19 protein-coding genes and 1 tRNA gene are annotated in these 26,063 nt (G+C 59.0%); 15 read left to right on the forward strand and 5 right to left on the reverse strand.

The genetic code is table 11. From position 1 onward, the window contains the following. The first annotated feature begins 190 nt into the window (after positions 1-190). The 3 genes from ACA071_RS28735 to ACA071_RS28745 all read left to right on the forward strand — a co-directional run bounded on the left by ACA071_RS28735 (position 191) and on the right by ACA071_RS28745 (position 4,308). Positions 191-1,462: a YeaH/YhbH family protein gene (locus tag ACA071_RS28735; RefSeq protein WP_123410543.1), complete on the forward strand. Its 1,272-nt coding sequence runs from the start codon at positions 191-193 to the stop codon at positions 1,460-1,462. Then, the gene (locus ACA071_RS28740) at positions 1,459-3,021 is read left to right on the forward strand and encodes a SpoVR family protein (RefSeq protein ID WP_497642125.1); all 1,563 of its coding nucleotides are present in this window, start codon (positions 1,459-1,461) and stop codon (positions 3,019-3,021) included. The genes ACA071_RS28735 and ACA071_RS28740 overlap by 4 nt, the downstream gene beginning before the upstream one ends. A 63-nt stretch (positions 3,022-3,084) precedes the next feature. Continuing rightward, positions 3,085-4,308, forward strand: a complete 1,224-nt coding sequence (locus tag ACA071_RS28745; protein WP_497642126.1) for a multifunctional CCA addition/repair protein — start codon at positions 3,085-3,087, stop codon at positions 4,306-4,308. Positions 4,309-4,397: 89 nt separating this feature from the next. Here the strand turns inward: ACA071_RS28745 and folK are convergent, their stop codons facing one another. Continuing rightward, on the reverse strand, positions 4,398-4,916 hold the full coding sequence (gene folK / locus ACA071_RS28750; RefSeq protein ID WP_497642127.1) for a 2-amino-4-hydroxy-6-hydroxymethyldihydropteridine diphosphokinase: 519 nt from the start codon (positions 4,914-4,916) through the stop codon (positions 4,398-4,400). Then, a complete protein-coding gene (folB, locus tag ACA071_RS28755) occupies positions 4,907-5,263 on the reverse strand; it encodes a dihydroneopterin aldolase (RefSeq protein WP_008051601.1) in 357 nt (118 codons plus the stop codon). Before folB ends, folK begins: the two co-directional genes overlap by 10 nt. Before the next feature lie 74 nt (positions 5,264-5,337). Between folB and plsY the strand changes: the two genes are divergently transcribed. Further along, positions 5,338-5,907, forward strand: a complete 570-nt coding sequence (gene plsY / locus ACA071_RS28760; protein WP_497642128.1) for a glycerol-3-phosphate 1-O-acyltransferase PlsY — start codon at positions 5,338-5,340, stop codon at positions 5,905-5,907. Positions 5,908-5,930: 23 nt separating this feature from the next. Here plsY and tsaD read toward each other — a convergent pair whose 3' ends face one another. Beyond that, positions 5,931-6,956, reverse strand: a complete 1,026-nt coding sequence (gene tsaD / locus ACA071_RS28765) for a tRNA (adenosine(37)-N6)-threonylcarbamoyltransferase complex transferase subunit TsaD (RefSeq protein WP_497642129.1) — start codon at positions 6,954-6,956, stop codon at positions 5,931-5,933. A gap of 199 nt (positions 6,957-7,155) precedes the next feature. Here tsaD and rpsU point away from each other — a divergent pair, with 199 nt between their 5' ends. The 6 genes from rpsU to ACA071_RS28795 all read left to right on the forward strand — a co-directional run bounded on the left by rpsU (position 7,156) and on the right by ACA071_RS28795 (position 16,340). Beyond that, entirely contained in the window at positions 7,156-7,371 is a 216-nt protein-coding gene (gene rpsU / locus ACA071_RS28770) for a 30S ribosomal protein S21 (RefSeq protein ID WP_002551877.1), read from the forward strand. A gap of 476 nt (positions 7,372-7,847) precedes the next feature. Beyond that, positions 7,848-9,827, forward strand: a complete 1,980-nt coding sequence (gene dnaG / locus ACA071_RS28775; protein ID WP_497642130.1) for a DNA primase — start codon at positions 7,848-7,850, stop codon at positions 9,825-9,827. Between the two features lie 67 nt (positions 9,828-9,894). Next, the gene (gene rpoD, locus ACA071_RS28780) at positions 9,895-11,745 is read left to right on the forward strand and encodes an RNA polymerase sigma factor RpoD (RefSeq protein WP_497642131.1); all 1,851 of its coding nucleotides are present in this window, start codon (positions 9,895-9,897) and stop codon (positions 11,743-11,745) included. 122 nt (positions 11,746-11,867) lie between these two features. Next, positions 11,868-15,614 (forward strand): EAL domain-containing protein, encoded by a 3,747-nt coding sequence (locus tag ACA071_RS28785; RefSeq protein ID WP_497642132.1) that lies wholly within the window; start codon positions 11,868-11,870, stop codon positions 15,612-15,614. Between the two features lie 15 nt (positions 15,615-15,629). Then, positions 15,630-15,706: transfer RNA gene (locus tag ACA071_RS28790), tRNA-Ile, on the forward strand. 211 nt (positions 15,707-15,917) lie between these two features. Continuing rightward, on the forward strand, positions 15,918-16,340 hold the full coding sequence (locus ACA071_RS28795) for a helix-turn-helix domain-containing protein (protein WP_497642133.1): 423 nt from the start codon (positions 15,918-15,920) through the stop codon (positions 16,338-16,340). Here the strand turns inward: ACA071_RS28795 and ACA071_RS28800 are convergent. Continuing rightward, a protein-coding gene (locus tag ACA071_RS28800; protein WP_497642134.1) for an IS3 family transposase occupies positions 16,337-17,556 on the reverse strand; the annotation gives its coding sequence in 2 pieces (ribosomal slippage) (positions 16,337-17,211 and positions 17,211-17,556; 1,221 coding nt in all). The genes ACA071_RS28795 and ACA071_RS28800 overlap by 4 nt on opposite strands. A gap of 145 nt (positions 17,557-17,701) precedes the next feature. Next, positions 17,702-20,056, reverse strand: a complete 2,355-nt coding sequence (locus ACA071_RS28805) for a glucose/quinate/shikimate family membrane-bound PQQ-dependent dehydrogenase (RefSeq protein WP_497642135.1) — start codon at positions 20,054-20,056, stop codon at positions 17,702-17,704. Between the two features lie 174 nt (positions 20,057-20,230). Between ACA071_RS28805 and ACA071_RS28810 the strand changes: the two genes are divergently transcribed. The 5 genes from ACA071_RS28810 (at position 20,231) to pqqA (ending at position 26,044) form a co-directional block, all read left to right on the forward strand. Next, positions 20,231-20,692, forward strand: coding sequence for an Lrp/AsnC family transcriptional regulator (locus ACA071_RS28810; protein ID WP_007980298.1), 462 nt, complete (start codon positions 20,231-20,233; stop codon positions 20,690-20,692). 158 nt (positions 20,693-20,850) lie between these two features. Then, a complete protein-coding gene (locus ACA071_RS28815; RefSeq protein WP_497642136.1) occupies positions 20,851-22,533 on the forward strand; it encodes a flavin monoamine oxidase family protein in 1,683 nt (560 codons plus the stop codon). 12 nt (positions 22,534-22,545) lie between these two features. Further along, positions 22,546-23,340 carry a carbon-nitrogen hydrolase family protein gene (locus ACA071_RS28820; protein WP_497642137.1) on the forward strand — a complete coding sequence of 265 codons (795 nt, stop codon included), beginning with the start codon at positions 22,546-22,548 and terminating at the stop codon, positions 23,338-23,340. A gap of 48 nt (positions 23,341-23,388) precedes the next feature. Then, complete coding sequence (pqqF, locus tag ACA071_RS28825; protein ID WP_497642138.1) at positions 23,389-25,812, forward strand: pyrroloquinoline quinone biosynthesis protein PqqF; 2,424 nt, start codon at positions 23,389-23,391, stop codon at positions 25,810-25,812. A gap of 157 nt (positions 25,813-25,969) precedes the next feature. Then, positions 25,970-26,044, forward strand: a complete 75-nt coding sequence (gene pqqA, locus ACA071_RS28830; protein ID WP_009045898.1) for a pyrroloquinoline quinone precursor peptide PqqA — start codon at positions 25,970-25,972, stop codon at positions 26,042-26,044. Positions 26,045-26,063: the final 19 nt, after the last annotated feature.

Consider the following 26,063-nt stretch of genomic DNA (forward strand, 5'->3'; position numbering starts at 1 on the left):
GACCGGTTGTCGTCAGCCAGAGGCCTGTGTACGTTTTTTCTGTTACACAGACCTCTGGAAGGTGTTCGAAAGTCGGTAACGAGGTTCAGGCAGTATCCAAAAGCGCTTGGGGGAGCGTGATCATCCCTTGGCACCGGTCCGATGCTGCATAACCGCTCGCCCCTTTCAGGACAGCTTCTAAGGAGCAGTCATGAGCTATGTGATCGACCGACGTCTCAATGGCAAGAACAAGAGCACGGTGAACCGCCAGCGGTTCCTGCGGCGCTACCGTGATCACATCAAAAAGGCCGTCGAAGAGGCGGTCAGCCGGCGTTCCATTACCGATATGGAACATGGCGAGCAGATCAGCATCCCCGGTCGCGACATCGACGAACCGGTGCTTCACCACGGCCGCGGCGGCAAGCAGACCGTCGTGCACCCCGGCAACAAAGAATTCACCAGCGGCGAGCACATTGCCCGGCCACCCGGAGGTGGCGGCGGCAGAGGCCCCGGCAAGGCCGGCAACTCTGGCGAGGGCATGGACGAGTTCGTCTTCCAGATCACCCAGGAGGAATTTCTCGAATTCATGTTCGAGGACCTCGAACTGCCAAACCTGGTCAAGCGCAACCTGACCGGCACAGACACCTTCAAGACAGTTCGCGCCGGCATCAGTAACGAAGGTAACCCGTCGCGGATCAACATCATCCGCACCCTGCGCTCGGCCCATGCCCGGCGTATCGCCCTATCCGGCAGCAGCCGCAAGCGGCTACGTGACGCCAAAGAGGAACTGGCCCGACTCAAACGGGAGGAACCGGATAACTTCGGTGATATTCAGGAAATCGAAGCAGAAATCGAGAAACTCAGCGCGCGGATTCACCGAGTGCCGTTCCTCGACACCTTCGACCTCAAGTACAACTTGCTCATCAAGCAGCCCAACCCCAGCTCCAAAGCGGTGATGTTCTGCCTGATGGACGTGTCCGGCTCGATGACCCAGGCGACCAAGGACATCGCCAAGCGCTTCTTCATCCTGCTGTACCTGTTTCTCAAGCGTAACTACGACAAGATTGACGTCGTGTTCATCCGCCACCACACCAGCGCCCGGGAAGTGGATGAGGAAGAGTTCTTCTACTCACGGGAAACCGGCGGCACTATCGTCTCCAGCGCTTTGAAACTGATGCAGGAGATCATGGCCGAGCGTTATCCGAGCAACGAGTGGAACATCTACGCCGCCCAGGCTTCCGACGGCGACAACTGGAACGACGACTCGCCGATCTGCCGCGACATCCTGATCAACCAGATCATGCCGTTTGTGCAGTACTACACTTACGTTGAGATCACCCCGCGCGAACACCAGGCCCTGTGGTTCGAGTACGAACGCATCGCCGAAGCCTTCTCTGACACTTTTGCCCAGCAGCAACTGGTCTCGGCCGGGGATATCTATCCGGTCTTCCGTGAACTCTTCCAGCGCAGGTTAGTGACATGACCGCCAAAGAGCAGAAGCGCCAACCCATTTCCACCGGGTCCGAATGGACGTTCGAGCTGATCCAGGCCTACGACAAGGAAATCAGTCGTCTGGCGGCTCGTTATGCCCTGGATACCTACCCCAACCAGATCGAAGTGATCACCGCCGAGCAGATGATGGACGCCTACGCCTCCGTCGGTATGCCGCTGGGTTATCACCATTGGTCCTACGGCAAGCACTTCCTCAGCACCGAGAAGTCCTACACCCGCGGCCAGATGGGTCTGGCCTACGAGATCGTGATCAATTCGGATCCTTGTATTGCCTACCTGATGGAAGAAAACACCATCTGCATGCAGGCGCTGGTGGTGGCTCACGCGTGCTATGGCCACAACAGCTTCTTCAAGGGCAATTACCTGTTCCGCACCTGGACCGACGCCAGTTCGATCATCGATTACCTGGTGTTCGCCAAGCAATACATCATGCAGTGCGAGGAACGCCATGGCATCGATGCGGTAGAAGACCTGCTCGATTCCTGCCACGCCCTGATGAATTACGGCGTTGACCGCTACAAACGCCCGTATCCGATTTCCGCCGAAGAAGAACGCCGTCGGCAGAAGGATCGTGAAGAGCATCTGCAGAAGCAGATCAACGATCTGTGGCGCACCATTCCCAAAGGCGCGGACAAGTACAGCGACAAGGACAACGCACGCTTCCCCGCCGAACCCCAGGAAAACATCCTGTACTTCATCGAAAAACACGCGCCGCTGCTGGAGCCGTGGCAGCGGGAAATCGTGCGGATCGTGCGCAAGATCGCCCAGTATTTCTACCCGCAACGCCAGACCCAGGTGATGAACGAAGGCTGGGCGACGTTCTGGCACTACACGCTGATGAACGACCTGTATGACGAAGGGCTGGTCACCGATGGCTTCATGATGGAATTCCTCACGTCCCACACCAGTGTGGTGATGCAACCGGGTTTCGACAGCCCCTACTACAGCGGCATCAACCCCTACGCGCTGGGTTTTGCGATGTACCGAGACATCCGGCGCATGTGCGAACACCCCACCGAAGAGGATTACCGCTGGTTCCCGGACATCGCGGGTACCGACTGGCTGCCGACCATCAAGTTCGCCATGAGCAGCTTCAAGGATGAGAGTTTCATCCTGCAGTATCTGTCGCCACAAGTGATCCGCGACCTGAAGCTGTTCAGCATCCTTGATGACGACCAGAAGGACGATTTACTGGTCCCGGCCATTCACGATGAGCCCGGCTACCGGACCATCCGTGAAACCCTGGCCGCCCAGTACAACCTGGGCAATCGCGAACCCAACGTGCAGATCTACAGCATCGATCGGCGCGGCGACCGCTCCCTGACTTTGCGTCACCAGCAACACGACCGTAAACCGTTGGGCGAGTCCACCGAAGAAGTGCTCAAGCATCTGCACCGGCTATGGGGTTTCGACATTCACCTGGAAACCCTGCAAGGCGATCAAGTAATGAAAGTCCATCACGTTCCGCCAAGAAGTGAGCACGCCGAGGGGGATTACGGTCGACTTGACCTGGCTGTCATTCATCTTTGATTTGGTTTCTGCCTCCGGAAGTTCGACGCAACGGTTATTCTGTCGAGCTAACGGAGGTTTTTTATGCAGATTTTTAAAGTTGGCGGCGCCGTACGCGATCGCCTGCTGGGCAAGCCTGTCACCGATATCGACTGGGTCGTGGTAGGCGCCACCACCGAAGAAATGCTCGCCAAGGGCTTTCGCCCGGTGGGCTCGGACTTCCCGGTGTTTCTTCACCCCAAAAGCGGTGAGGAATATGCCCTTGCCCGGACCGAACGCAAAAGCGGACGCGGTTACGGCGGCTTCACGTTTCACGCCAGCCCCGAAGTTACCCTCGAAGAAGACTTGATCCGCCGTGACCTGACGATCAATGCCATGGCCGAGGACGATCAGCAAACGCTGACCGATCCTTACCACGGCCAGCGCGATCTTGAAGCACGCCTGCTTCGCCACGTTTCCCCCGCGTTCGCCGAAGATCCGCTCAGAGTCCTGCGTGTTGCCCGCTTTGCCGCGCGCTATGCCGGGCTGGGCTTCACCGTCGCACCCGAGACCCTGGAACTGATGCGCCAGCTCAGCGATTCAGGCGAACTGGAAGCATTGACGGCTGAACGCAGCTGGAAAGAAATCTCTCGGGCCCTGATGGAAGATCAGCCACAGGTATTCATCGAAGTCCTGCGTGCGTGCGATGCGCTGAAGGTGTTGATGCCGGAAGTCGACGCGCTGTTCGGCGTACCGCAACCCGAAGTCCATCACCCGGAAATCGATACCGGCGTACACACCTTGAGCGTGCTGGCACAAGCTGCGCTGCACAAACAACCGCTGACCGTGCGCTGGGCCTGCCTGCTGCACGATCTGGGCAAAGGGCTGACACCCAAGGAAGACTGGCCGCGGCACATTGCTCACGAGCACACGGGCTTGAAGCTGATCAAAGCGGTGAGCGAACGGTTCAAGGCACCGAAAGACTGTCAGGAACTGGCGTTGCTGGTGGGCCAATACCACACCCATGGGCATCGAGCGCTGGAGCTGAAACCGTCGACCTTGCTGGAGTTGCTGCAAAGTTTTGATGTGTACCGTCGACCGCAGCGATTTGAAGAGTTTATTGCGGCGTGCGAGATGGATGCTCGGGGGCGTAAAGGCCTGGAGCAGAGAAGTTATCCACAGGCGGATTATTTGCGCGGGGCGGCGACTGCGGCACGGAGCGTGGCGGTGCAGCCGTTGCTGGAGAAGGGGTTCAAAGGACCGGAGCTGGGCGAGGCGATAACGCGTGAGCGGCTTAAGGCGCTGAAGGCCTACAAAGAACAAACGTAAGCAAGATCAAAAGATCGCAGCCTTCGGCAGCTCCTACGGGTGTACATCAATCCTCTGTAGGAGCTGCCGAAGGCTGCGATCTTTTTGCCTCACAACAAATCTGAAGGCGTCAACTGCTGCCCACGCCACTCAAACGCCACCGGCGCCAGCACCTGATCAATCTGCGCTTCACTCCACAGTGTCGCAAAGCTTTTGCCTACACCCGGGTGCACTCGGTCCGGCGCAATCAGCGACAACGGCCACAGCACAAAGGCGTTTTTCAGGATTTCTGCCCGAGGCAGGATCAAGCCATCGAAGTTGCCCACCAGATCACCGAACAACAGCACGTCAATATCCAGCGGCAAGCCCTTGCGGTCCGGCGCATAACGGCCGTTGTCCGCCTCGATGAATTTCAGTCGACGGTCGAGCTCCATCAGCGGCAGGTCGGTGAAGGCCGACACCACGAAATTGAAGAACGGACCGCTCTTGATCCCCACCGGCTGGCTTTCAAACACCGCGGAGCAGCGGATATCCACCAGAAAACCCGCCAGGGCTTCCAGGCCAGCCTGCAAATGGGATTCACGCTCGATATTACTACCGAGCCCGAGGTACACCTGAGTCAGCGACATCCGCGCTCGATCTCCACGCCGACGCCACCGGTGGCCGCCGGGACAGCGCCCGGCTTGGTCAGCTTGAGGCGCATCCAGGTGATCTTGAATTCGCTCATCAAGACTTCAACCAAACGTTCGGCAAAGGTCTCGACGAGCTGGAACTGCGCCTGCTCGGCAAACGCCTGGATCCGCGACGAAACGCTCGCGTAGTCGAGCGCCAGGGTCAGGTCATCACCCGCCGCTGCCGGGCGATTGTCCCAAGCGAAGCTCAGATCAAGTCGCAGGCACTGTCGGATGCCTCGCTCCCAGTCATAGGCACCAATCACGGTGTCGACTTCCAGGCCCTCGATAAACACTCTGTCCAAGCACTTCTCTCCGCTGCACGACAAGGGCGCAATGCGCCGTTAGAATCAGGGCGTCCTCGCCCGGAATAGTTAGCATGTTTTGGTTATTGGCGACCCTCGCCTACCTGCTCGGCTCTCTGTCCTTCGCCATTTTGCTCAGCCGCCTGACCGGTAACCCCGATCCGCGAATGAGTGGCTCTGGCAATGCCGGCGCCACCAACATGTTGCGCCTGGTCGGCAAGAAACTCGCCGTCCTGACGTTGCTCGGCGACTTGTGCAAAGGCTTGTTGCCTGTGCTGATCGCCGGTGGTGCCGGTCTTTCGCTGCAAGAACAGGCCTGGATCGGCGTGTGTGCCGTCATCGGTCACCTGTTCCCGCTGTACTTCCGCTTTCGCGGCGGCAAGGGTGTCGCCACCGCGGCCGGCATGCTGCTGGGCCTCTACCCGCCTGCTGCCTTGCTGGCGGTCTGTGCCTGGCTGCTGACGTTCTACCTGACCCGCACCAGCTCACTGGCGGCGCTGATCGCCACACCGCTGACCCTGCCATTGCTCGCCTGGCAAGAGCCGGCGGCACTGCTGCCCATGAGCGCACTCACGGCACTGATCGTCTGGCGTCATCGCGGCAATCTACGCGACCTGTTTGCCGGGCGCGAACGGCATTTTTAAATACCGGACATGAGCGCGGCTCATCACAGCGCCGACAATTGCTCCATCGGCCAGCGCGCCTGCACGCTGATCGCCAGGCTTTCGTGTTGACCGGCCTGCAAACGTTGACAGCCGGCAAACGCAATCATCGCGCCGTTGTCGGTGCAGAACTCGGGACGGGCATAAAACACCTCGCCCTTCATGTCCCCGAGCATTTTTTCCAGCGAAGTCCGCAGTGCCTTGTTGGCGCTGACGCCCCCAGCGATCACCAGACGCTTCATGTCCGCCGCTTTCAGGGCTCGCTTGCACTTGATGGTCAAAGTCTCCACCACGGCCTGCTGGAACGCCAGCGAGATGTCGCAACGGGCTTGCTCACCGTCGTCCCCGGCGCTGACGCATTGCTGCCAGGTGTTCAGGGCGGAGGTTTTCAAGCCGCTGAAGCTGAAGGCCAGGCCCGGACGGTCGCACATCGGCCGCGGGAACGTGAATCGCCCCGCCACACCTTGCTCCGCCAGACGCGCGATCTCCGGGCCGCCCGGATAATTGAGGCCCATCATCTTCGCAGTCTTGTCGAAGGCTTCACCGGCGGCATCGTCGAGGGTCTCGCCCAACAACGTGTATTGGCCGATCCCGTCGACCTGAACCAGCTGCGTATGACCGCCCGACACCAACAAAGCGACGAACGGGAATTCCGGCGGTTGTGGTTCCAGCATCGGCGCCAGCAAATGACCTTCCATGTGGTGCACGCCCAAGGCCGGAATGCCCCAGGCAAAGGCCAGCGCCTGGGCGCAGGAAGCGCCTACCAACAGCGCGCCAACCAGGCCGGGACCCGCGGTGTAAGCGATGGCGTCGATCTCGGTCGGCACGCAGCCGGCCTCGGCCAACACCTGACGGATCAAGGGCAGCATGCGTTTGACGTGATCACGCGAGGCCAGCTCCGGCACCACACCGCCATAGGCGCGATGCAGGTCGATCTGGCTGAACAGCGCGTCGGCCAGCAGGCCGCGTTCACTGTCATATAATGCGACACCGGTTTCGTCGCAGGAGGTTTCTAATCCCAGTACTAGCATGGGTTTGCGCCTTGTTTAGGCTGAATTCGAAGGCGCGCATAATAGTCGCCATAGGATGCCCCGACTAGCGGTTTTCGATCAGAGGCTTTGCATTCCGGTCGATGAGGAGTTAACATCCGCAACCCTTAAAAACCGACGTCTTCAAGTGCTCTTTTGCCGCGAGGATGTTGACCCCGGTAATGAATGAAGGTAGCTCTGGATGCCAGCCGTCAAAGTAAAAGAGAACGAACCCTTCGACGTAGCTCTGCGTCGTTTCAAGCGCTCCTGCGAAAAAGCCGGTGTACTGGCTGAAGTTCGTAGCCGCGAATTTTACGAGAAGCCAACTTCTGAGCGTAAGCGTAAAGCAGCAGCCGCTGTTAAGCGTCACGCCAAGAAAGTACAGCGCGAACAGCGCCGCGCCGTTCGTCTGTACTAATACACAGACGTTCGTAGCAAGCTTCTGCCAAGCCCGGCCCTCAGCCGGGCTTATGGCATTTGCGTAAAACGCTTGATGCTTCACCGTCAACGCCGCAGACGCGACCGAGACAAACCTGCTTCACAGCGTCAGACCTGGCTCTTTTGCCAGCGGTGCACGTCTTTTCTGACGAGCCTTCCAAGGCTACTGACGAGCACACCCACTGATTCCTCTCACGACGATCAGCCCAAGGTACCTTCTTGCGTGCCCGCTTATGAGCTATCCGAGGCCATCGACTGGCCGCAGCGGATTTCAGCGCAACACTTTCAAATAGTCGAATACTGATTGGTACTAACGTCAGTGGATTTTCGGCAGATACACTTCCCGATAGCGATTACGCAGACGACACCGGTCGAGCCGCACATTTTGCGCGCCTCAAACAATGACCCGCGTTCGCCAGCCTTTGTTTTGGGTCCATTTCAGATGACGAGAACGCCATGGCCGGGCTAATTCCCCAGAGCTTCATTGACGACCTTCTGAACCGCACCGACATCGTCGATGTGGTCAGCTCGCGCCTGCAAATGAAAAAAGCCGGCAAGAACTACACCGCCTGCTGCCCGTTCCACAAAGAGAAAACCCCGTCGTTCAGCGTCAGCCCCGACAAACAGTTCTATTACTGCTTCGGCTGCGGCGCTGGCGGCAACGCCCTCGGCTTCATGATGGACCACGACAACCTGGATTTCGTCCAGGCTGTCGAAGAACTGGCCAAAGCCGCCGGCATGGAAATACCCCGCGAAGAAAGCGGCCGCCCGCATAAACCGCGGCAGCCGACCGATTCGCCGCTGTACCCGCTGCTCACCGCCGCCGCCGACTTCTACCGGCAGGCCCTGAAAAGCCATCCATCGCGCAAAGCCGCCGTGGATTACTTGAAAGGCCGCGGCCTGACCGGCGAAATCGCCCGGGACTTCGGCCTCGGTTTCGCCCCGCCCGGCTGGGACAATCTGTTCAAGCACTTGAGCAGCGACACCCTGCAACAGAAAGCCATGGTCGATGCCGGCCTGCTGATCGAGAACGCCGAAACCGGCAAACGCTATGACCGCTTCCGCGATCGCGTGATGTTCCCGATCCGTGACAGCCGCGGGCGCATCATTGCCTTCGGTGGCCGCGTCCTGGGCGATGACAAGCCGAAATACCTGAACTCACCGGAAACCCCGGTATTTCATAAAGGCCAAGAGCTTTACGGCCTTTATGAAGCGCGCAAGAACAACCGCAACCTCGACGAAATCATTGTCGTCGAAGGCTACATGGACGTCATCGCCCTCGCCCAGCAAGGCCTGCGCAATGCCGTCGCGACCCTGGGCACCGCTACCAGCGAAGAACACTTGAAGCGACTGTTTCGCGTCGTGCCCAACGTATTGTTCTGTTTCGATGGCGACCAGGCTGGTCGAAATGCTGCCTGGCGAGCACTGGAAGCGGCGTTGCCATGCCTGCAGGATGGTCGGCGAGCTCGTTTCCTGTTCCTGCCCGAGGGCGAAGACCCGGATACGCTGGTCCGCTCCGAGGGCACTGACGCCTTCCGCGCACGGATCAATCAGCACGCTCAGCCGCTGGCCGATTATTTCTTTCAGCAACTGACCGAGGAATCGGACCCGCGCTCGCTCGAAGGCAAGGCCCACATGGCCACCCTCGCGGCACCGCTGATCGATAAAGTCCCGGGGGCCAACCTGCGCATCCTGATGCGCCAGCGGCTGACCGAAATCACCGGCCTGACTGGCGAAGCCATGAGCCAACTGGTGCAAAGCGCTCCTCAGGAAGCGCCACCCGCCTACGATCCGGGCATCGATTACGACGCCATGCCGGATTACAGCGACTACCATCAGCCGCAGACACAAGAAACGTACGCGCCGCAGCAGGAATGGACGCCGAAGAAACCCGGCGCCGGCGGCAAGAAGTGGGACAAGAAACCCTGGGACAAGAATGGCAAGCGTGGCGGCGATCGCGATCAACCGAGCGCGCCACGCACACCGATTGCGGTGGAAGCCCCGACCTTGATTGCACTGCGTACGCTCATTCATCACCCGGACTTGGCTGGCAAGGTAGAAACCGCCGACCATTTCGCCAATGAGAGCAATACCTACGCGCAGTTGTTGGTGGCCCTGATCGGGGCCGTGCAAAAAAATCCTAAGCTAAACTCAATCCAGTTAATGGCCCGATGGCACGGGACCGAACAGGGGCGTTTGCTCAAGGCGTTAGCCGAAAAGGAATGGCTGATTGACGGTGACAACCTTGAACAACAGTTTTTAGACACCATTACTAGGTTATCGGCAACGCAACACACGGATAGCCTGGAAGTACTAATCAGGAAAGCAAGGCAGCCAGGACTGACCGCGGAGGAAGCAAATCAGATCGCAAATCAGATGCGCGACCTATTAAAACGCAATATGGCTGTATCAACCCCGACCTCAACTGGCGCGTGAGGTCATAGCTCAGGTATAATCCTCGGCTTGTTTTTTGCCCGCCAAGACCTTCAGTGGATAGGGTGTTATGTCCGGAAAAGCGCAACAGCAGTCTCGTATCAAAGAGTTGATCACACTTGGTCGTGAGCAGGGTTACCTGACTTACGCGGAGGTCAACGACCACCTGCCGGAGGATATTTCAGATCCGGAACAGGTGGAAGACATCATCCGCATGATCAACGACATGGGGATCAACGTATTCGAGGTTGCGCCAGATAAGGATTCCCTTATGCTGGCCGACGCCGATACTGACGAAGCCGCGGCCGAAGAGGCAGCAGCAGCGTTGGCAGCGGTCGAGACCGACATTGGTCGCACCACCGACCCAGTGCGCATGTACATGCGTGAAATGGGTACGGTAGAGCTCCTCACTCGTGAAGGCGAAATTGAAATCGCCAAGCGTATTGAAGAGGGCATCCGCGAAGTGATGGGCGCAATTGCGCACTTCCCTGGCACGGTTGACCACATTCTGTCCGAATACACTCGCGTCACCACCGAAGGTGGCCGCCTGTCCGACGTCCTGAGCGGTTATATCGACCCGGACGACGGCATTGCGCCGCCTGCAGCCGAAATACCGCCGCCTGTCGATCCGAAAGCCGTGAAAGCGGATGACGAAACCGACGACGACGAAGCTGAAGCCAGCACCGACGACGAAGAAGAAGCCGAAAGCGGTCCGGATCCGGTCATCGCAGCACAGCGTTTTGGCGCTGTCTCCGATCAGATGGAAATCACCCGCAAGGCGCTGAAGAAGCATGGTCGTGGCAACAAGGCGACGATTGCCGAACTGGTGCTGCTGGCTGAGCTGTTCATGCCGATCAAACTGGTGCCGAAGCAATTCGAAGGCCTGGTCGAGCGTGTTCGCAGCGCCCTGGATCGTCTGCGTCAGCAAGAGCGCGCGATCATGCAGCTCTGCGTTCGTGATGCGCGCATGCCGCGTGCCGACTTCCTGCGCCAGTTCCCGGGCAACGAAGTCGACGAAAGCTGGTCCGACGGCTTGGCCAAAGGCAAAGGCAAATACGCCGAAGCCATTGGTCGCCTGCAACCGGACATCCTTCGCTGCCAGCAGAAGCTGATCGCGCTGCAAACCGAAACCGGTTTGACGATCGCCGAGATCAAGGACATCAACCGTCGCATGTCGATCGGTGAGGCCAAGGCCCGCCGCGCGAAGAAAGAGATGGTTGAAGCGAACTTGCGTCTGGTGATCTCCATCGCCAAGAAGTACACCAACCGTGGCCTGCAATTCCTCGATCTGATCCAGGAAGGCAACATTGGCTTGATGAAAGCGGTAGACAAGTTCGAATACCGCCGCGGCTACAAATTCTCGACTTATGCCACCTGGTGGATCCGTCAGGCGATCACTCGCTCGATCGCCGACCAGGCCCGCACCATCCGTATTCCGGTGCACATGATCGAGACGATCAACAAGCTCAACCGTATTTCCCGGCAGATGTTGCAGGAAATGGGTCGCGAACCGACCCCGGAAGAGCTGGGCGAACGCATGGAAATGCCTGAGGACAAGATCCGCAAGGTATTGAAGATCGCTAAAGAGCCGATCTCCATGGAAACCCCGATCGGTGATGACGAAGACTCCCATTTGGGTGACTTCATCGAAGACTCGACCATGCAGTCGCCAATCGATGTTGCTACCGTTGAGAGCCTTAAAGAAGCGACTCGCGAAGTTCTCTCCGGCCTCACTGCCCGTGAAGCCAAGGTTCTGCGCATGCGCTTCGGTATCGACATGAATACTGACCACACCCTCGAGGAGGTTGGTAAGCAGTTCGACGTGACCCGTGAACGGATTCGTCAGATCGAAGCCAAGGCGCTGCGCAAGCTGCGCCACCCGACGAGAAGCGAGCATTTGCGCTCTTTCCTCGACGAGTGATCACAGAACCCCCGGCCCAGGCCGGGGGTTTTGCTTTATGCAGATTAAATCCCCCGCAATACCCGCCCGCCGAATTGCCCGTCTACACTCGAAACATTCCCCCGAGCCATAACGAGACCGTTATGCCCAGATTGCCGACCGTGCTTTTTTTGCTGTCGCTGATGACCTGGACCGCAACGGCTGGCGCGCTGACTCTGACCGACGAAGAACGTAGCTGGCTGGCGGCTCACCCGGACTTGCGTCTGGGCGTCGACGCGTCCTGGCCACCTTTTGAGTTTCGCGACGAACAGGCCCGTTATCAGGGCCTGGCCGCGGACTACATCAACGTGATCCGCCAACGCCTGGACATCAAGCTCACCCCTATCGAGCCAGTCAGTTGGACAGTGGTCCTGGAACAGGTCAAACAGGGCAAGCTGGACCTGTTGCCGGGCATCATGTCGACCCCGGAACGCCAGACTTACCTGTCGTTCACCCGCCCCTACCTGGATTTTCCGATTGTCATCCTTGCCCATGTCGGGGGTGCCCAGCCGCGCAAAATCGAGGACTTGTACGGCCTGAAAATCGCCGTAGTGGAAAACTACGCCCCCCATGAGCTGCTGCGAACTCACCATCCGGACCTGAACCTGGTGGCGATGCCCAACGTCAGCTCAGCGTTGCAGGCGCTGGCCACCGATGAAGTGGACGCCGTGGTCGGCGATCTCGCCTCCAGCGTCTGGAGCCTGCGTCAGCTCAAGCTCGACGGGCTGTACGTCAGCGGCGAGACGCCCTATCGCTATCAATTGGCAATGGCGGTGCCGCCGAAAAACAAAGTGCTCGTGGGCATCATCGACAAAGTCCTGGCGGACATGAGCCCCAGTGAAATCCGCGCTATTCAGGAACATTGGGTCGGGAACGTCCTCGATCATCGGACTTTCTGGTCCGACTTGCTGGTGTATGGCCTGCCAGGCTTGCTGGTACTGATCATCGTGCTGGCGGTGGTCATCCGGATCAACCGTCGATTGAGCTCGGAAATTGCCCGGCGGGTCGACCTGGAACAGGAACTGCGCAGCAGCGAGTACCACTATCGCGGGCTGGTGGAGAGTCTGTCGGCCATTGCCTGGGAAGCGCGGATCAGCGATTTCACCTACAGCTATGTATCGCCTCACGCTGAAGACCTGCTCGGCTATCCCCTGTCCCATTGGCTGATTCCGGGGTTCTGGCGCAACATCATCCACCCTGCGGACCTGACTCGCGCCCAGACCTTCTGCGATCACGAAGTGCTGGCCGGGCGCGATCACAGCGTCGATTACCGGGTCATCACGGCCGATGGCCGCTGTCTGTGGGTGCGCGATATCGTCAGCCTGATCGAGCACGGCCATGAACCGGTGCTGCGCGGGTTGATGATCGACATCAGCGACGCCAAGCGCACCGAAGAGGCGTTGCGCCTGTCGGAACAGAAATTCGCGTCAGTGTTCCAGCAATGTCCCGACATCCTGGTGATCGCACGGCTGTCCGACGGTTGTCTGCTGGAAGTCAACGAAGCGTTTGAAGAACAGATTGGCCTCAAGGCCAGTGACGTCGTCGGCCAGACCGCCACCGATTTGAACATCTGGGGCATCCCAGGCGTGGGGCCGGGCTTGTTGCAACGGTTGCAAGCCGGCAGCATCCGCAATCTGGAGATGCCCTTTCGCCGCAACAACGGCCAAGTGTTCACCGGCCTGATTTCTGCTGAGCCGTTCGAGCTCGATACAACCCCCGCGCTCGTGGTTGTGGTGCGGGACATCAGCCAGCTCAAGGAAACCCAGCAACAGCTGCAAACCTCCGAAGAGAAATTCGCCAAGGCCTTCCACGCGTCCCCTGACGGCTTGCTGCTGTCCCGCCAGAGCGATGGCCTGCTGCTGGAGGTCAACGAGGGCTTCAGCCGCATTACAGGCTTCAACAGTGCGATGTCGGTGGACCGCTCGACGCTGGACTTGGGCATCTGGGTCAATTTGAACGAACGCAAGCAGATGCTCGACCTGCTGGCGCGGGACGGCTTCGTCCGGGACTTCAGCTGCCACATCCGCCGCAACGATGGGCAAATCCGTCTCTGCGAAGTGTCTAGTCGTCCGCTGCCGATCGGCGACGAAGACTGCATGCTGACCATCGCCCGGGACATCACCGAGCGGCACCTGATGCAGGAAAAACTGCAACAGGCCGCCACCGTGTTCGAGAGCACCGCCGAAGGCGTATTGATCACCGACACCCAACAACACATCAGCGCGGTCAACCGCGCGTTTACCGAAATAACCGGCTACAGCGAGAGCGAAGCCTTGGGCCACACCCCTCGCCTGCTCGCCTCGGGCCTGCATGACAGCGCCTTCTATGCGGCGATGTGGCATCAGCTGACCGATGAAGGCCATTGGCAAGGCGAGATCTCCAACCGGCGCAAGAACGGCGAGCTGTACCCGAGCTGGCTGACTATCAGCGCCGTGCGCAACCGCGACAAGTTCATCACCCATTTTGTCGCGGTGTTCGCCGATATTTCCAGCCTCAAGCACGCCCAGGCCAAGCTCGACTACCAGGCCCACCACGACCCGCTCACCGGCTTGCCGAATCGCACGTTGTTCGAAAGTCGACTGCTGACCGCGCTCAACAACCAACAGGAAAACGGTGGCCAGGGCGCGGTGTTATTCCTCGACCTCGACCGCTTCAAGCACATCAACGACAGCCTCGGTCACCCGGTCGGCGACCTGTTGCTCAAAGGCATCGCCGTGCGCCTCAAGGAGCAGCTGCGAGACATCGACACCGTCGCGCGCCTGGGCGGCGACGAGTTCATCATCCTGCTGCCCGGTCTGCAACAAGCCAGCGATGCCGACCACATCGCGACCAAACTGCTCAACTGCTTCGCCGCGCCATTCCAGGCCGGCGAACACGAGTTCTTCATCAGCGCCAGCATCGGCACCAGCTTGTATCCCAAGGACGGCTGCGACGTCGCCACACTGGTCAAGAACGCTGACGCGGCGATGTACCGCTCCAAGGCCAAGGGCCGTAACCGGGTCGAAAGCTACACCCGCGACCTCACCGCCCAGGCCAGCGAACGCGTGGCACTGGAGCACGAACTGCGGCGCGCCATCGAGCGTAATGAGCTGCACCTCTACTACCAACCGAAAATCAGCCTCGACGACCATCGCCTGGTGGGCGCCGAAGCGCTGATTCGCTGGCGTCACCCGACCTTCGGCGACGTGCCCCCTGAGCACTTCATTCCCCTGGCCGAAGAAAACGGCATGATCCTGCAGATCGGCGATTGGGTACTCGAGACCGCGTGCCGGCAAATGTTCGAATGGAATCAGCTCTACGAGAGCCTCGGCCCACTGTCGGTCAACCTCGCGGGCGCGCAACTGCGCCAGCCGAACCTGCTCGGTCGCATCGAACAACTGCTCAAGGACAACCGCCTCAAGCCCGGCTTTCTGCAACTGGAAATTACCGAAAACTTCATCATGAGCCAGGCGGAAGAGGCGTTGGCGGTGCTGCACCAACTCAAACACTTGGGCGTGCAACTGGCGATCGACGACTTCGGCACCGGCTATTCGTCCCTGAGCTACCTCAAGCGCTTACCCCTGGATATCCTCAAGATCGACCAATCTTTCGTCCGCGGACTGCCGGATGACCCCCACGACGCGGCCATTGTCCGGGCCATCATCGCCCTAGGCCGCAGCATGCAATTCACCATCATCGCCGAAGGCGTCGAAACCCAGGCCCAGCAAGAATTCCTCGCCCTCGAAGGCTGTGAACAGATCCAGGGCTACATCGTCAGCCTGCCATTACCGCCCGAAGAATTCGCCGCGACGTTTCTTCGTATAGCCGTATCGGATTTTTCGGATAGCACAGCCGAGAAACCGTCGCTATAATCCGCGGCCTACTGAGGGCCTATAGCTCAGTTGGTTAGAGCAGAGGACTCATAATCCTTTGGTCCACGGTTCAAGTCCGTGTGGGCCCACCAAACAAAAAAGCCGCGTAAATACGCGGCTTTTTCGTGTCTGGTGTTCTGGTTTTTCCAAACGCCTTTTCTGTCAGAAACATCTGAATTACCCAAAGACAGTTCACCTCGACTTGCCAGCGCACTAAAGTTAAAGACAAAAAAGAAGGGGTGAATTTTGCACCCATACGTAGAAAGCGGCCTATCGAACGTTTGGCTTAGCAATGGCTTCGTGGTGAAAGAGACCGTCTATGGCGAGTCTGTAGCAATTACGGATGTGAAAGGGCTACATGACGTTATCGGCAGGGCAATCGCCGGGAAACCTTCAGTGCTGACAGGCGCTGAGTTTAGATTTCTGAGAAAAGAGCTTGGGTTGTCCCAGGAAAGCCTCGCAGAAATCGTTGGTTTGACGAGCCAAGCCGTAGCGATATGGGAAAAAACCGACAAAATCCCGATGGTAAATGACCGGTATTTGCGTGGCCTTTATCTTGAAGCCAAATTCGGTGAAGCGGATCTGATGGCGGCTATTAACACCATCAACAAATTGGACCACGAACTCTACAAACTGAATCTGAAGTTTGAAGGTGAATGGCACAGTCAGGGCAAAGCATGCGCTTTGGACTTGCCCCTACAAAACCGGACACCAACTCCCTGTTAAATTAATGCTGCCGCCAAGCGCCTGAACTCCCTCGGTGAGCGATAGTTCAAGGCGCTGTGCGGATGCTGCTCGTTGTAGTGCTCGAAGGCAATTGCCAGGTTACGCAACGCCGTTTCTCGATCTGGCTTGGGCATGTGCGCCACGTAATCTCGCTTGATCGTCTTCACGAAGCTCTCGGCCATGCCGTTGCTCTGCGGGCTGCGTACCGGGGTGGTCACCGGCTGCAAGCCGATCTGTCGAGCAAACAGGCGTGTCTGTTCGGCGGTGTACGCCGAGCCGTTGTCGCTTAGCCATTGAACTGGGGTGGCGGGCAGTTGATCACCAAAACGCTTCTCCACGCTTTCCAGCATCAAGTCGCGGATATCATCGCCGCTGTACCCGGTCGGGCTCGCGACCCAGCCGATGGCTTCGCGATCACAGCAATCCAGGGCGAAGGTTACGCTCAGTTTGGCGCCGTCCTCGCAGCGGAACTCAAAGCCGTCCGAGCACCAACGCGTATCGCTGGTTTCCACCGCAATACGGCCTTCGTGCCGACGCGGCACGCCGGGCTGTTTGATCCGGCGTTCAAGCAGCAGATTGTGATCACGCATGACCCGGTAAACCCGTTTCACGTTGATCGCGGGCAGCGACCGCTTTTCACGTGCACGACGCAGCAGTCCCCAGACGCGACGGTATCCATAGCTGGGCAGTTCGCTGACCTCTTGCTGGATTTCAGCGACCAGCTCTACATCGTTCACAGGCCTGCTTCGCCGTACTTTGGGCGATACCGATTGCTTGATTCGAACCGTTAATTGCGAGCGCGCCACACCGAGACATTCGCTGACCAGCTTCACTGGTCGTCCCCCGGCAACAAGGGTGAGTGCGCAATCCATTTTCGCGACCGGGCGATCTCCACGGCCTCTTTGAGGATTTCGGCTTCCATCGTTTTCTTGCCCAGCATCCGTTGCAGCTCACGGATCTGCTTGAGCGCATCGCTCAGCTCGGAGGCCGGCACCACGGCTTCGCCAGCACTGACCGCCGACAGGCTGCCGTCCTGATACAGCTTGCGCCACAGGAATAACTGGTTGGCATTGATGCCGTTGCGCCGAGCGACGACCGACACACTTTGCCCTGGCTCAAGGCTCTCGCGAACCATGGCCAGTTTTTGCTCCGGGCTCCAGCGGCGTCGCCGCTCCTGACCCAAAAGCTCACCACTCTTATCGTTGCTGTTAGTCATAAACATAACCGTTTGCCTATCCCTTATCGTAAGAGGGAAACGGTGTCCTGTCTTTCATGGGGCTCGTTCACGCTTGAACTTGGTAGTTCTAATTTAAAGCCCGGCAAAAAATTCCGGGCTTTTTTATTCACCCGCCATTCAACCCTTACTCAGGCAACGCATACGCAATCACATAATCCCCACGATCCGGCGACTGCCGCGCCCCACCCACCGTCAGCAAAATGTACTGCTTGCCAGTTTTCGGCGAAACATATGTCATCGGCCCCGACTGACTCCCCACCGGCAACCGCGACTTCCAGATCTCATTGCCATTACCCGTATCAAAAGCACGCAGATAGAAATCCTGAGTCCCGGCAAAGAACAACAACCCCGACTGAGTCGCCAGCGAAGCCCCCAGCGTCGGCATGCCAATCGGAATCTGCAAGTGCATGCGGATACCCAGCGGCCCCGTGTCCTGCACGGTGCCTACCGGAACCTGCCACATCAGTTTGTGGGTCTTGAGGTCGATGGCGGACATGGTGCCAAACGGTGGTTTCTGGCAAGGAATGCCCGCCGCTGAGAGGAAGCGTTCGCGCATCGCGCCGAACGGGGTGCCTTCTTGTGGCACGACGCCCATTTCGATACCGCTGGCCCCCGCGGCGATTTTGTTGCGCGGGATCATGTAGTTGGCCAGGCCCAGGCGCATGTCGTTGACGAACATGTAATGGGTGTTCGGATCGACCGAGACGCTGCCCCAGTTCATGCCGCCCAGGGAGCCCGGGAATTGCAGCGCGCGATCAAGACCTGGCGGGGTGTAGACGCCTTGGTGGCGCATGCCCTTGAACTGGATGCGGCACATCAATTGGTCAAACGGCGTGGCGCCCCACATGTCGGATTCGGCCAGTGTCTGGTTACCGATTGACGGCATGTCCACCGAGAACGGCTGGGTCGGCGAATAGCGTTCGCCGGGCACGTTGCCCTGTGGCACCGGGCGTTCTTCGACCCGTGCTATCGGCACGCCAGTTTCGCGGTTGAGCAGGAAGATCTCGCCCTGTTTGGTCACTTGCGCCAAGGCTGGCTGAGTACCGCCCTTGTCGTCCGGCACATCGTAGAGCAGCGGTTGCGCCGGCAGGTCGAAGTCCCAGAGATCGTGGTGGGTGGTCTGGAAGTGCCAGCGCACCTGACCGGTCTTCACGTCGATGGCGACGATGGACGAGTTCCACTTGTCGTCGAAGGCCGTGCGTTGGCCGCCGAAGAAGTCCGGGGTGGCATTGCCGGTCGGCAGGTACACAAGACCCAGTTTGGCGTCGTAGGACATGGCCGACCAGACGTTAGGCGTGCCACGGGTATAGGTCTCACCGGCTGGCGGGCGTTTGGTGGTATTCGGATTGCCCGGATCCCATGCCCACGCCAGTTCACCGCTGCGCACGTCGTAGGCACGGACCACGCCTGGCGGTTCGCCAGTGGAGTAGTTATCGGCCACGCGGCCACCGACGATCACCACGTTGCCAGCGACCAGCGGAGTCGAGGTTTGCTGGTAGTAGCCCGGTTTGACTTCGCCCATGTCGGTTTTCAGGTCGACGGTGCCTTTGTCGCCGAAGTCTTCACACGGCTTGCCGGTTTCAGCATTGATGGCGATCAGACGGGCATCTCCGGTCGGCAGAAACAGACGTTTCGTACAGGCGGTTGGTTGGTTATCCGACGATACAGAGGTTTCGGAATAACCCAGGCCACGGCAGCGCTGCCAGTTCGGCGCGGTGCCTTGGGGGTCGAACTTCCAGCGCTGGGTGCCGGTGTCGGCGTCCAGGGCGAAGACTTTGCCGTAGGCGGTGCAGGTGTAGACCGTGTCACCGATTTGCAGTGGGGTGTTCTGGTCTTCGGCGCCAGCGCCGGTGCTTTGCGGGATGTCGCCGGTATGAAAAGTCCAGGCCACCTGCAATTTGTCGATATTGCCTTTGTTGATCTGGTCCAGCGCGGCAAAGCGATTGCCGGCGGTAGTGTTGCCCCAGTGGGCCCAGTCTTTCTGTTCGGCACCCGGTTTTACCGGGGTGACCGCGGGCTCGATGCTGGCCTTGACCACGTGGGTCGGCACGAACATGTAGGCCAGCGTGGCGACGATGCCAATGCCCAGAATGCCTGCCAAACCGTAGGCGCCACGGCCAGCATTAGCGCCGGAAGCACGCACCAGCGTCGGGTAAATCAGCGCGACAACCAAGCCAATCACGGCAAACGTCAGCACCCGCGAAACCAACGGCCAGTAGTCGAAACCACTGTCCCACACCGCCCAGATCGCCGTCAGAATCAGCGCCAGAGCGTACAGCCACGCTCCCTGCGGCTTACGGCGGGCAATCATCAGCCCGGAAACCAGCATCGCCAGGCCCATCAGCAAGAAATACCAACTCCCGCCCAACGCAATCAGGTAACCACCGCCACCGGCCAGGCCGAGCCCGATCAAGGCGATCAGAACACCTAGCCCCCACAGCAACCATTTGCTGCCGGCGGCAGCCCCAGAATTATTCATGTCGGAAGTTTTCCCCATTTGTGACAAGCGCGAAATGATGTACTACCTAGTTACTTATGGCAATTTGTCGCAGGTAAAAAAGTTCTGAACGGTACTGAAGCCAGATCAAACCTCCGCCGCGCAAACCGTGCTGTAACATGCCAACCCACCGATTTGTGTTGCTGGAGACGACCCTTGCCTGACACCCGCCCGCCCGTGCTTGACGAAATTGACCGCCAATTAATCGCGGCCCTGCAGATCAACGCCCGTGAAAGTGTGGCCATGCTCGCCCGGCAATTGGGCATCGCGCGCACCACCGTCACTTCGCGGCTGGCACGGCTGGAAAAGGCCAAGGTGATTACCGGTTATGGCGTGCGCCTGGGTCAGCGCGTGGTGGATGGCGGGTTGCAGGCGTATGTCGGGATCACCGTGCAGCCGCGCTCCGGCAAGGAAGTGTTGAGGCGGCTCAGTGCGATGGCTCAGGTTCAGCAGTTGTGTGCGGTGAGTGGCGAATTTGATTATGTGGCGTGGTTGCGCACGGACTCGCCGGAGCAACTGGATCAGTTGCTGGATCAGATTGGCAGTGTGGATGGGGTGGAGAAGACGACGACTTCGATCATCTTGAGTAGCAAGATTGATCGGGGACAGCCGGTTTAGCGGACGGTGTGTAGCAATTGATCGTCATATTGATCAGTTAACAGGCAAAACGACGACACATTGCGCCTTATTAACGTGTTCTACGCTCTCTAGAATGGCTGCCATCTTTTCCTATACTCAGACGCGCATCCCGCGTCGGGTCGCCAGCAAGGTCAGCCATGAACAAGAATAATCGCCATCCTGCAGACGGTAAAAAACCAGTCACCATTTTCGGTCCGGACTTTCCTTTCGCCTTCGACGACTGGATCGAGCACCCGGCCGGCCTGGGCAGTATTCCCGAACACAACCACGGTGCCGAAGTGGCGATCGTTGGTGGCGGGATCGCCGGTTTGGTCGCGGCCTACGAACTGATGAAACTGGGCCTCAAACCCGTCGTCTATGAAGCCTCGAAAATGGGCGGTCGTCTGCGCTCCCAGGCGTTCAACGGCGCCGAAGGCATCGTCGCTGAGCTCGGCGGCATGCGTTTCCCGGTGTCGTCCACCGCGTTTTATCACTACGTCGACAAACTCGGCCTGGAAACCAAACCGTTCCCGAACCCGCTGACGCCTGCGTCGGGCAGCACGGTGATCGATCTGGAAGGCCAGACCCATTACGCACAGAAACTGTCGGATCTTCCTGCACTGTTCCAGGAAGTGGCTGACGCCTGGGCCGATGCGCTGGAAGACGGCTCACGCTTCAAAGAGATCCAGCAAGCCATCCGCGACCGCGATGTGCCACGCCTCAAAGAGTTGTGGAACACGCTCGTGCCGCTGTGGGACGACCGCACTTTCTACGATTTCGTCGCCACCTCCAAAGCCTTCGCCAAGTTGTCGTTTCATCACCGCGAAGTGTTTGGCCAGGTCGGTTTCGGCACCGGCGGTTGGGACTCGGACTTCCCGAACTCGATGCTGGAAATCTTCCGCGTGGTAATGACCAACTGCGACGATCACCAACACCTGGTGGTCGGCGGCGTCGAACAAGTGCCGCTGGGCATCTGGCGTCACGTGCCGGAACGTTGCGTGCACTGGCCGCAAGGCACCAGCCTCAGTTCGTTGCACCGTGGCGCCCCGCGCTCCGGCGTAAAGAAAATCGCCCACGCACCGAATGGCCGTTTCACGGTCACCGATAATTATGGTGATATCCGCGAATACGCCGCTGTCTTGACCACCTGCCAGAGCTGGCTGCTGACCACCCAGATCGAATGCGACGAAACCCTGTTCTCGCAAAAGATGTGGATGGCCCTGGACCGCACCCGCTACATGCAATCGTCGAAGACCTTCGTCATGGTCGACCGGCCTTTCTGGAAGGACAAAGATCCAGAGACCGGCCGCGACCTGATGAGCATGACCCTCACCGATCGTCTAACCCGCGGCACTTACCTGTTCGACAACGGCGACGACAAGCCGGGCGTGATTTGCCTGTCGTACTCGTGGATGAGCGATGCGCTGAAAATGCTGCCGCACCCGGTGGAAAAACGCGTGAAGCTGGCATTGGATGCGTTGAAAAAGATCTACCCGAAAGTCGATATCGCCGCGCGGATCATTGGCGATCCGATCACTGTTTCGTGGGAATCCGACCCGCATTTTCTCGGCGCTTTCAAAGGCGCCCTGCCCGGCCACTATCGCTACAACCAGCGCATGTACGCGCACTTCATGCAGGACGACATGCCGGCCGAGCAACGCGGGATTTTCATCGCGGGTGACGACGTTTCGTGGACGCCGGCCTGGGTTGAAGGCGCGGTGCAGACCTCGCTTAACGCGGTGTGGGGCATCATGAAACACTTCGGCGGTGAAACTCACGCCGAGAACCCGGGTCCAGGAGATGTGTTCAACGAGATCGGTCCGATCGCCCTGCCCGAGTAAGAGGAATCTGAAATGCGCGTAGCCCTTTACCAATGTCCACCGCTGCCCCTGGATGTCGCCGGCAATCTGCAACGCCTGCATCAACTGGCGCTGGAGGCCAAAGGCGCCGACTTGCTGGTACTGCCCGAGATGTTCCTGACCGGCTACAACATCGGCGTCGACGCGGTCAGCGTCCTCGCCGAGGTGCACAACGGTGAGTCGGCGCAGCAGATTGCGCGCATTGCCAAGACGGCCGGGATTGCCATTCTTTATGGCTACCCCGAGCGCACCGAAGACGGCCAGATCTACAACTCGGTGCAGTTGATCGACGCCCATGGCGAGCGCTTGTGCAACTACCGCAAGACTCACCTGTTCGGCGACCTTGATCATTCGATGTTCAGCGCTGGCGGGGACGATTTCCCGCTGGTTGAGTTGAATGGCTGGAAGCTTGGATTCCTGATCTGCTACGACATGGAGTTCCCGGAAAACGCCCGGCGCCTGGCCCTGGCCGGTGCCGAGCTGATCCTGGTGCCGACGGCGAACATGATTCCCTTCGACTTTGTCGCCGATGTCACCGTCCGCGCCCGAGCCTTCGAAAACCAGTGTTATGTGGCTTACGCCAACTACTGCGGCCACGAAGGCGACATCCAGTATTGCGGCCAAAGCAGCATCGCCGCGCCGGATGGCAGCCGTGTCGCCCAGGCTGGCCTGGATGAAGCGCTGATTGTCGGCGAACTGGATCGGCAGTTGATGGTCGATTCCCGCGCAGCCAATCGCTACTTGCTCGATCGCCGCCCGGAGCTCTACGGCGAGCTGAACAAGCGCTGAGCCCCTGTTATCCGCTAGCATTAGCGCTTCTCTGTTCTGGAAGTGCTCATGCCTGCGCTGAATCATCCTCGCCCCCACACTGAAACCCTGGCCAACGGCCTGCGGGTGACGCTGCGTCATGCCCCCGATTTGAAGCGCAGTGCGGCGGCGTTACGGGTCGCGGCCGGCAGTCATGACGTGCCCCTGGCCTGGCCTGGATTGGCGCACTTTCTTGAGCACTTGTTGTTTCTGGGTACCGAGCGCTTTCCTACCGGGCAAGGGCTGATGGCTTACGTTCAGGGTCATGGTGGTCAGGTGAATGCGCGCACCAGTGAACGCACCACGGACTACTTTTTTGAATTGCCGCCTCAGGCATTTGCCGGGGGGTTGCAGCGTCTGTCAGACATGCTCGCTACCCCGCGTATGAATCTGGACGATCAGTTGTGGGAGCGGGAGGTGTTGCAGGCGGAATTTGTTGCCTGGTCCCAGGATGCTGCGGCGCAACAGCAACTGGCTCTGTTTGATGGGCTGTCGGCGTCTCACCCGTTGCGGGCGTTTCATGCTGGTAATCGCGACAGCCTGCCGGTGCCGGTGCCTGAGTTTCAGCTCGCGCTGAAAGACTTTTATCAGCGGTTTTATCAGACCGGGCAGATGAACCTGAGCCTCGCTGGGCCGCAGAGTATTGATGAACTGAGGGCGATGGCGGAGGAATTCGGTGCTGTCATTGCTCAGGGTAAAAAAGTCCTACAGCACGCGCCTACTTCTCTGATGAATTCTTCCGAAAAAAGTTATCAACAGGTCGGCGAACGTCGATTGGACTTGCTGTTCACCTTCGAGACGCTACCCAACTCATCATTTGAAGCGTTGACGTTCCTGTGTCATTGGCTGAACGCCGCGAAACCTGGTGGCCTGCTGGCCGAGTTGCAACATCGCGGCCTGGCCGACAACTTGAAAGCCACGCAGCTGTATCAATTCGCTGGGCAAGCCGTGCTGCACATCGAATTCAAACTGCCCGCCAGTGCAACGCCGACGGGAATCCGTGAACAACTGATGGATTGGCTGGGGTTCTTTGCCACCCAACAAGACTGGATCGGATTACGCGACGAGTACGCCGCCCTGCTGCAACGCCAACAGCAAGTCAGCAGCGCCTTGCAACTGGCCCAGCAGGACAGTGAGCAGCTTGAAACCGGGTTATCCGAACAAGGTGTTGCCGCCCTCAAGAACATCCTGAAGCACATCGGCGCTGTGGATAACTTCGCTGGCCATTGGCAACTGCCGGCGCCCAACCCGTTTTTGCGTTCCGAGACACCCGCTGCCAATGCCGGGCTGATTCGCGGCCAGACTAGCGCCCACCGTGGTCTGCGCACGTTTGCCCAGGATCGCTCGCGCGGTCGTCGCGAACGCTCGCCGATGCAGTTCAGTCAGGCGCTGCCGGGGAACACCGATGAAGGTGCCATTTACCTGCGCTGGCGTCTGGATTCGGCGCCGGATAGCCGCCTTCAGTCGAGCCTGGAAAACGGCCTTCAGCCGTTGCGTGAGGACGCTCGTCAGGCCGGTGTCGATTTTTCCTTCAACGCATCGGGCAATGAATGGCTGCTGAAAATGACCGGCCTACAGGAACCGATGCCAAAAGTCCTCGAACATGCGCTGACAGCACTGACAGAACCTGATGCCGGTTTCCCACAAGCAGTGCCGACAAGTCCTGCCTTAATGCCGATTCGACAGCTGCTTAAAGCGTTGCCTGAGCATTGCGTTGAACACACCGCCATCTCAACCGACCTGCAACAACTCTGGTCGAGTGCGCGCTGGGATGGCCTGGCAACCGGGCTGTCCGCCCAGACCCAAGCCTCCATGGGCGTTGCCTTGAGTCGTATCCCCGGCGTTGCGGACAATCAACTGATACCACCACCCTCGATCAACTCTCAGCACCTGTGGAATACCGTCGACACTGACTCCAGCGAACACGCGCTGCTGCTCTTCTGTCCGACAGCCACCCGGGAATTAGCTGACGAAGCTGCCTGGCGCCTGCTCGTACACTTGCTCCAGACCCCGTTCTACCAACGCCTGCGGGTCGAGCTTCAACTGGGTTACGCGGTGTTCAGCGGCCTGCGTCAGATAAACGGCCAGACCGGGCTGCTGTTTGGTGTGCAATCACCGAATGTCGCCGCTGCTGATTTGCTGAAACACATCGAACACTTCTTGAGCGGACTGAGCGACGGCATCGATGACGCGACTTATCTCGTCCAACGCCAAACCCTCGCCGACCAATACGACAGCACCACCCTGCCCAACACCCAGGCTGCCGAGCTGCTCTGGCAGGCCAAGCTCGCTGGCCACTCGTCGGATTACCTCACGCAACTTCCTGAAGCAATTTTAAAGATCGACCGACAAGAACTGCTCACCGCCGTCCAGCGCCTGAATAACGCCGAAGGCGGCTGGCGCTGCCTGGCCAACGCCGCTTGCCCGGGCACACCCTGGCAAGCGGCAAAATGATCATTACCGACGCTGCAATTAGCTTTCTCAAAGTTTCACGGGCAACGGCTCGGTAATTTTGAGTAACATAGCCACCTAACTATCTGAACATCTCCGGCTGGAGGTGGACTATATGTATAGGTCTCAACTGTCCCATCCACCTGAAAGGAGCACTCCCATGTCCTGGTCCAAACCTGCTTACACCGACCTGCGTATCGGCTTTGAAGTCACCATGTACTTCGCAAGCCGCTAAGTTTGTATCGTTGTGCAAC

It is taken from the genome of Pseudomonas sp. LBUM1646 (genome assembly GCF_059716165.1).

Coding starts and splice junctions, on each gene's coding strand:
- ACA071_RS28785 (WP_497642132.1), top strand. CDS start 11,868: ATGCCCAGATTGCCGACCGTGCTTTTTTTGCTGTCGCTGATGACCTGG.
- dnaG (WP_497642130.1), top strand. CDS start 7,848: ATGGCCGGGCTAATTCCCCAGAGCTTCATTGACGACCTTCTGAACCGC.
- ACA071_RS28745 (WP_497642126.1), top strand. CDS start 3,085: ATGCAGATTTTTAAAGTTGGCGGCGCCGTACGCGATCGCCTGCTGGGC.
- rpoD (WP_497642131.1), top strand. CDS start 9,895: ATGTCCGGAAAAGCGCAACAGCAGTCTCGTATCAAAGAGTTGATCACA.
- plsY (WP_497642128.1), top strand. CDS start 5,338: ATGTTTTGGTTATTGGCGACCCTCGCCTACCTGCTCGGCTCTCTGTCC.
- ACA071_RS28805 (WP_497642135.1), bottom strand. CDS start 20,056: ATGAATAATTCTGGGGCTGCCGCCGGCAGCAAATGGTTGCTGTGGGGG.
- folK (WP_497642127.1), bottom strand. CDS start 4,916: ATGTCGCTGACTCAGGTGTACCTCGGGCTCGGTAGTAATATCGAGCGT.
- rpsU (WP_002551877.1), top strand. CDS start 7,156: ATGCCAGCCGTCAAAGTAAAAGAGAACGAACCCTTCGACGTAGCTCTG.
- pqqF (WP_497642138.1), top strand. CDS start 23,389: ATGCCTGCGCTGAATCATCCTCGCCCCCACACTGAAACCCTGGCCAAC.
- tsaD (WP_497642129.1), bottom strand. CDS start 6,956: ATGCTAGTACTGGGATTAGAAACCTCCTGCGACGAAACCGGTGTCGCA.
- ACA071_RS28820 (WP_497642137.1), top strand. CDS start 22,546: ATGCGCGTAGCCCTTTACCAATGTCCACCGCTGCCCCTGGATGTCGCC.
- ACA071_RS28815 (WP_497642136.1), top strand. CDS start 20,851: ATGAACAAGAATAATCGCCATCCTGCAGACGGTAAAAAACCAGTCACC.
- ACA071_RS28735 (WP_123410543.1), top strand. CDS start 191: ATGAGCTATGTGATCGACCGACGTCTCAATGGCAAGAACAAGAGCACG.
- ACA071_RS28740 (WP_497642125.1), top strand. CDS start 1,459: ATGACCGCCAAAGAGCAGAAGCGCCAACCCATTTCCACCGGGTCCGAA.